Annotated in this window: 8 protein-coding genes; 6 read left to right on the top strand and 2 right to left on the bottom strand. The window is 59.2% G+C overall.

Annotated elements, in window-relative coordinates; translation table 11 throughout:
- Positions 1 to 205, bottom strand: a 205-nt coding sequence (locus H6B10_RS12275; protein ID WP_204651870.1) for a transcriptional repressor, incomplete at its 3' end; no start/stop codon positions are given.
- A gap of 206 nt (positions 206 to 411) precedes the next feature.
- Here H6B10_RS12275 and rbr point away from each other — a divergent pair.
- The 6 genes from rbr (at position 412) to H6B10_RS12305 (ending at position 4734) form a co-directional block, all read left to right on the top strand.
- The gene (gene rbr / locus H6B10_RS12280; RefSeq protein WP_204651871.1) at positions 412 to 954 is read left to right on the top strand and encodes a rubrerythrin; all 543 of its coding nucleotides are present in this window, start codon (positions 412 to 414) and stop codon (positions 952 to 954) included.
- A gap of 331 nt (positions 955 to 1285) precedes the next feature.
- Entirely contained in the window at positions 1286 to 1498 is a 213-nt protein-coding gene (locus H6B10_RS12285; RefSeq protein ID WP_204651872.1) for a FeoA family protein, read from the top strand.
- 57 nt (positions 1499 to 1555) lie between these two features.
- Complete coding sequence (locus H6B10_RS12290; protein ID WP_204651873.1) at positions 1556 to 1777, top strand: FeoA family protein; 222 nt, start codon at positions 1556 to 1558, stop codon at positions 1775 to 1777.
- A 44-nt stretch (positions 1778 to 1821) separates the two neighbouring features.
- A complete protein-coding gene (feoB, locus tag H6B10_RS12295; protein ID WP_204651874.1) occupies positions 1822 to 4011 on the top strand; it encodes a ferrous iron transport protein B in 2190 nt (729 codons plus the stop codon).
- Positions 4012 to 4035: 24 nt separating this feature from the next.
- Positions 4036 to 4248 (top strand): FeoB-associated Cys-rich membrane protein, encoded by a 213-nt coding sequence (locus H6B10_RS12300; RefSeq protein ID WP_204651875.1) that lies wholly within the window; start codon positions 4036 to 4038, stop codon positions 4246 to 4248.
- A gap of 108 nt (positions 4249 to 4356) precedes the next feature.
- Positions 4357 to 4734 carry a metal-dependent transcriptional regulator gene (locus tag H6B10_RS12305; RefSeq protein WP_204651876.1) on the top strand — a complete coding sequence of 126 codons (378 nt, stop codon included), beginning with the start codon at positions 4357 to 4359 and terminating at the stop codon, positions 4732 to 4734.
- Positions 4735 to 4803: 69 nt separating this feature from the next.
- Here the strand turns inward: H6B10_RS12305 and H6B10_RS12310 are convergent.
- A partial coding sequence (locus H6B10_RS12310; protein WP_204651877.1) for a hypothetical protein occupies positions 4804 to 5383 on the bottom strand: 580 nt, incomplete at its 5' end.

The following is a 5383-nucleotide window of genomic DNA, read 5'->3' on the forward strand; positions in this document are numbered from 1 at the left end:
TACAGTCGTAGCGGTCCGGGCCGCCGGCCATTTCCAGGTGGGCAACTTCCCCGTCACGCTCCATCATTTTCAGATTGCGGTACACGGTACCGCGTGCAATGTGCGGCATTTGCTGCCGTGCATGGCAAAAGATCTCGTCGGCGGTCAGGTGCAGGGGACGCTGCTGGCGCATGATGTCCAAAATCAGCGCGCGTTGGCGGGTCATAGGCAAGCCTCCTTCCTAAATAAGAATCTATCTTAAAATATAGGATACACGATTCAAGAAAATTTGTCAACAGTCATGAAAATAAATAATGAGAATAATTCTTAAAAATAGGGTTGACAAGATAAAATAATATGATATAATGAAGCCAAAGCAAGACAAGTTCTTGAAAAAACAGAACAAACAATACACAAACGGAGGTACGCGTTATGGAATTCAAGGGCAGCAAGACTGAGAAGAATTTGTGGGAAGCTTTCGCCGGTGAGAGCCAGGCCCGCAATAAGTACACCTATTTCGCATCCAAGGCCAAGAAGGAAGGCTTTGAGCAGATCTCCGCGATCTTCAACGAGACCGCCAACAACGAGAAAGAGCATGCCAAGATCTGGTTCAAGCTCCTGATGGAGGGCGGCGAAATTCCCGACACCCTGACCTGCCTGAAGATGGCCGCCGCCGGTGAGAATGAGGAGCACACCTCCATGTATCCGCGCATGGCTGCCGAGGCCAAAGAGGAAGGTTTCGACCAGATCGCCGCGCTGTTCACCATGGTCGCCTCCATCGAGAAGGAGCACGAGGAGCGCTACAAGGCCCTGGCCGCCAACATCGAGGCCGGCAAGGTATTTGCCCGCGAGACCGAGCAGGTCTGGCAGTGCCGTAACTGCGGTTACATCTATATCGGCCAGCATGCGCCGGTCAAGTGCCCGGTGTGCGCGCATCCGCAGGCTTACTTTGAGCTGAAGAGCAGCAACTACTGATCCGGCGTTGAACCGGTGAGAGAGGGGCGCAATCCCCTCTCTTTTTTGTTGCAAAAAAATGGTCCGGGGGCGTTGACAAACGGCCCGCAGCGTGGTATAGTATCTGCGTTAGATAAAACTAACTACACCAGACAGAGAGGGTCCCACCCTTATTTCCCAAACCTGCACCGCACAGACAGATTCCCGTTGTTCTGTGCGGTTTTATGGGGATTAAAATTAGCTGTAACTAACTTTTTGGGTGTACCAGGAGCGGCAGGCATATAGCCGGCCGCATAGTTTTCACCTTGAGGTTAGCGCATACTAACGTGAAGGGCGAAGGAGGCGACGAAGAATGCCGTTGACAATGGCAAAAGCGGGCGATGTAGTCACCATCCGCAAAATTACCGGTAAGGACGAGGTGCGCCAGCACCTGGCGGAACTGGGTTTTGTAGTGGGGGAGAGCATCGAGGTGGTCAGCGTGCTGGGCGGAAACCTGATTTTACAGGTAAAGGCAAGCCGCATTGCACTGGACCGCACCCTGGCCATGCGGATTCTGGTGGCCTGAAACAGGACGATCCCGGGGCATGACCCCGTGACGCAACGATATGGGGAGGTTGACTGTATGAACACTTTGAAAGAACTCAAAGTAGGGCAGACCGCTACGGTGGTCCGCCTGCACGGCGAAGGGCCTGTGCGGCGGCGCATCATGGATATGGGCCTGACCAAAGGCACGCAGGTCTATCTGCGCAAGGTGGCACCGTTGGGCGATCCGCTGGAACTGACGGTGCGTGGCTATGAGCTGAGCATCCGCAAGGCAGATGCCGCCATGGTCGAGGTAGAATAAGCGGGCGCTTGCACCCAGGCACACAGAAAGGGGTATTTGGAAACATGGCAATCAAAATCGCACTGGCCGGCAATCCGAACTGCGGCAAAACCACCCTGTTCAATGATCTGACCGGCTCCAATCAGTATGTGGGCAACTGGCCCGGCGTTACGGTGGAAAAGAAGGAAGGCAAGCTGAAAGGCCACAATGATGTGGTCATCCAGGACCTGCCGGGTATTTATTCGTTGTCCCCCTACACGCTGGAGGAAGTGGTGGCCCGCGGTTATCTGGTAGGGGAAAAGCCCGACGCCATTCTGAACATCATCGACGGCACCAACATCGAGCGAAACCTTTACCTGACCACCCAGCTGATCGAACTGGGCATCCCGGTGGTCATGGCTGTGAATATGATCGATCTGGTGCGCAAAAATGGCGATAAGATCGATCTGAAACGGCTGAGCAAGGAACTGGGCTGCGAAGCCATCGGGATCAGTGCCCTGAAAGGAGAGGGCAGCCGTCAGGCGGCAGAACTGGCCGTGACGGCGGCACGGGACCACCAGGCCGGCGAACTGCCCCATGTGTTTACCGGCAGTGTGGAACACGCCCTGGCCCATATTGAGGAATCCATCCAGGGCAAGGTGGATGACCGCTTCCTGCGGTGGTATGCCGTCAAATTGTTTGAGCGGGATGACAAGGTGCAGGCAGAACTGGGGCTGGACCCGGCGCTGCTGAAGCACCTGGATCTGCACATCACCGACTGCGAAAAAGAGATGGACGATGACGCCGAGAGCATCATCACCAACCAGCGCTACGCCTACATCAACACGGTGGTCAGCCGGGCGGTCAAAAAGAAGGAACGCACCGAGCACCTGACCATGTCCGACAAGATCGACCGCATCGTCACCAACCGCATCCTGGCGCTGCCCATCTTTGCGGTCATCATGGCGCTGATCTACACCATCGCCATGGGCAGCACCGGCTTCTCCTTCGGCACCATGGCCACCGACTGGACCAACGATGTGCTCTTCGGCGAGATCGTGCCCCCGGCGGTGGAAGGTTTCCTTGTTTCCATCGGCTGCGCCGACTGGCTCATCGGCCTCATCAACGACGGCATCGTGGCCGGCGTGGGCGCCGTGCTGGGCTTCGTGCCCCAGATGCTGGTGCTGTTCCTGATGCTCTCCATCCTGGAGGATATCGGCTACATGGCCCGCGTCGCCTTCATCATGGACCGCATCTTCCGCAAGTTCGGCCTCTCGGGCAAGAGCTTCATCCCCATGCTGGTGGGTACCGGCTGCGGCGTGCCTGGCATTATGGCCTCCCGCACCATCGAGAATGAGCGCGACCGCCGCATGACCATCATGACCACCTGCTTCATCCCCTGCAGCGCCAAAATGCCCATCATCGGCCTGTTCGCGGGCGCGCTGTTCGGCGGTTCCGGCCTGGTGGCCACCTCGGCCTACTTCATCGGCATGGCGGCCATCATTGTATCGGGCATCATGCTCAAGAAAACCAAACTCTTTGCCGGGGACCCGGCGCCCTTCGTCATGGAGCTGCCCGCCTACCATGTGCCTGCCTGGGGCAACGTGCTGCGCGCTACCTGGGAGCGGGGCTGGTCCTTCATCAAGCGGGCGGGCACCGTCATCCTGGCGTCCACCATCATCCTGTGGTTCCTGCAGGGCTTCGGCTTCACCGACGGGCAGTTCGGCATGGTGGAAGATAACAACACCAGCCTGCTGGCCTCCATCGGCGGCGCGGTGAGCTTTATCTTCGCGCCCCTGGGCTTCGGCGACTGGCGCTCCACCGTCGCCACCGTCACCGGCCTCATCGCCAAGGAAAACGTGGTCGCCACCTTCGCGGTGCTGTTCGGCTTCGCGGGCGAAGTCTCCGAGAACGGCGACGAGATCTGGGGCCAGATCGCCGGACATTTCACGGCGCTGACGGCTTACAGCTTCATGATCTTCAACCTGCTGTGCGCCCCCTGCTTCGCGGCCATGGGCGCCATCAAGCGGGAGATGAACAACGGCAAATGGACGGCGGCGGCCATCGGCTACATGTGCCTGCTGGCCTACTGCACCTCCCTGGTGGTCTACCAGATCGGCGGGCTCATCACCGGCGAAGTGGCCTTCAACTTCTTCACCGTCGTGGCGGCTGCCATCCTGGCGCTGGCCGTCTGGCTGCTGGCACGCCCCAACAAATATGAAAACGTCAACGAGGTCAGTGTGGATACCCGCAAGCTGATCCACTCCAAATCCTGACCTGATCTGAAAGGAGTGCCCCACATGCTGGAATTTCTGGCGGTCAATTTCAACCTGCCCACGCTGCTGGTAGCGGCGGTGGTTTTTGGGGGCACCGGCTGGCTGCTTTGGCGAAGCCACAAGTCCGGCGGTGCCTGCAGCAGCTGCGGCGGCTGTTCCGGCGGATGCTCCTGCGGGGGCGGCTGCTCCGGCCATTGCGGCGGGTGCGGCGGCCACTGCCACGAATCCCATACCTGATTTGCTCCCGGGCGGGGTGCCGATGACGGCACCCCGCTTTTGGTTGCAAAAAGCGCTCCCGCGTGGTATAGTAGGGATACATTACCGTACCGAAAGGGGGGCGTGCCGATGAACATTCACGAATCGGCCGAAGATTATCTGGAAAAGATCCTCATGCTGCAGGAGCAGAAAGGCTCGGTGCGCTCCATCGACATTGCGGTGGCCATGGGCTTTTCCAAGCCCAGTGTCAGCGTGGCCATGAAGAACCTGCGGGAAAACGGCTATATCTCGGTGGATGGCGACGGCTATATCCACCTGGAGGAACCGGGCATGCTGATTGCCCAACGCATCTACGACCGCCACCGCAAGCTGACTCAGTTTTTTGTGGCCCTGGGGGTGGACCCGGAAGTGGCCTCCCACGATGCCTGCAAGATCGAGCACGATCTGAGCGAGGAAACCTACAGCAAAATGATCGAATTTGCCAAGCGGCAGGAAAATCTGACCTGAACCAAACGCAAAGGCCTTGCATCTCCCAACCGGGGGATGCAGGGCCTTTGCGTTGTCAAAGGGATATGTTCATGGCAGCGGGGTGAGCTCCTCCGGGGCGCCCAGCGCGGCCAGCAGCTGTTCGTCCTGGGCGTCACTGCCGGTATAGTCCGGTATGCCCACTGCTGCCGCTAAAGCAGCGCGGTTTTCCGGGGTGGGGGCCAGGCCGTTGCCCATCAAGGTCTCCACAATGCCGCTGCCCCGGAACAGTTTCAGCAATCCGTTCAGGTCGTCGGCGGCGGGGTCCACGGTGCGGCGGCGCTGCAGGTACAGTTCCGCCAGCCGGATAAACGCCTGCTGGTCGGCGGTGCCGGAGCGCAGGCCGTCGGACTTGCTTTCGGCGGTTTTGTCGGCATCGGGAAATTGCATGGGATACAGCCGCAGGGTCTGCCCCTCTTCCAGGGGGAAGGTGCCGTTCCCGGGGTCGTACCGCAGCGTCAGGTCCAGGCAGGTCTCGCCGTTTGTTTCCTCGGCAACCTGCCAGGCAAAGATCAGCCCGGGAAGTTCGCTGTCACGGTACAGGGTGCACAGGACCTGGTCGTCCCAGGCCGCGCCGGTGCGCTGCTGCCGGCAACCGTAGGATTCACTGCCGTCCGCCTGTACGTGGCAG

Source organism: Gemmiger formicilis, assembly GCF_016901605.1.
GTDB lineage: Bacteria > Bacillota > Clostridia > Oscillospirales > Ruminococcaceae > Gemmiger > Gemmiger formicilis_B.

Coding starts and splice junctions, on each gene's coding strand:
- H6B10_RS12300 (WP_204651875.1), top strand. CDS start 4,036: ATGCTGGAATTTCTGGCGGTCAATTTCAACCTGCCCACGCTGCTGGTA.
- H6B10_RS12285 (WP_204651872.1), top strand. CDS start 1,286: ATGCCGTTGACAATGGCAAAAGCGGGCGATGTAGTCACCATCCGCAAA.
- H6B10_RS12290 (WP_204651873.1), top strand. CDS start 1,556: ATGAACACTTTGAAAGAACTCAAAGTAGGGCAGACCGCTACGGTGGTC.
- H6B10_RS12305 (WP_204651876.1), top strand. CDS start 4,357: ATGAACATTCACGAATCGGCCGAAGATTATCTGGAAAAGATCCTCATG.
- feoB (WP_204651874.1), top strand. CDS start 1,822: ATGGCAATCAAAATCGCACTGGCCGGCAATCCGAACTGCGGCAAAACC.
- rbr (WP_204651871.1), top strand. CDS start 412: ATGGAATTCAAGGGCAGCAAGACTGAGAAGAATTTGTGGGAAGCTTTC.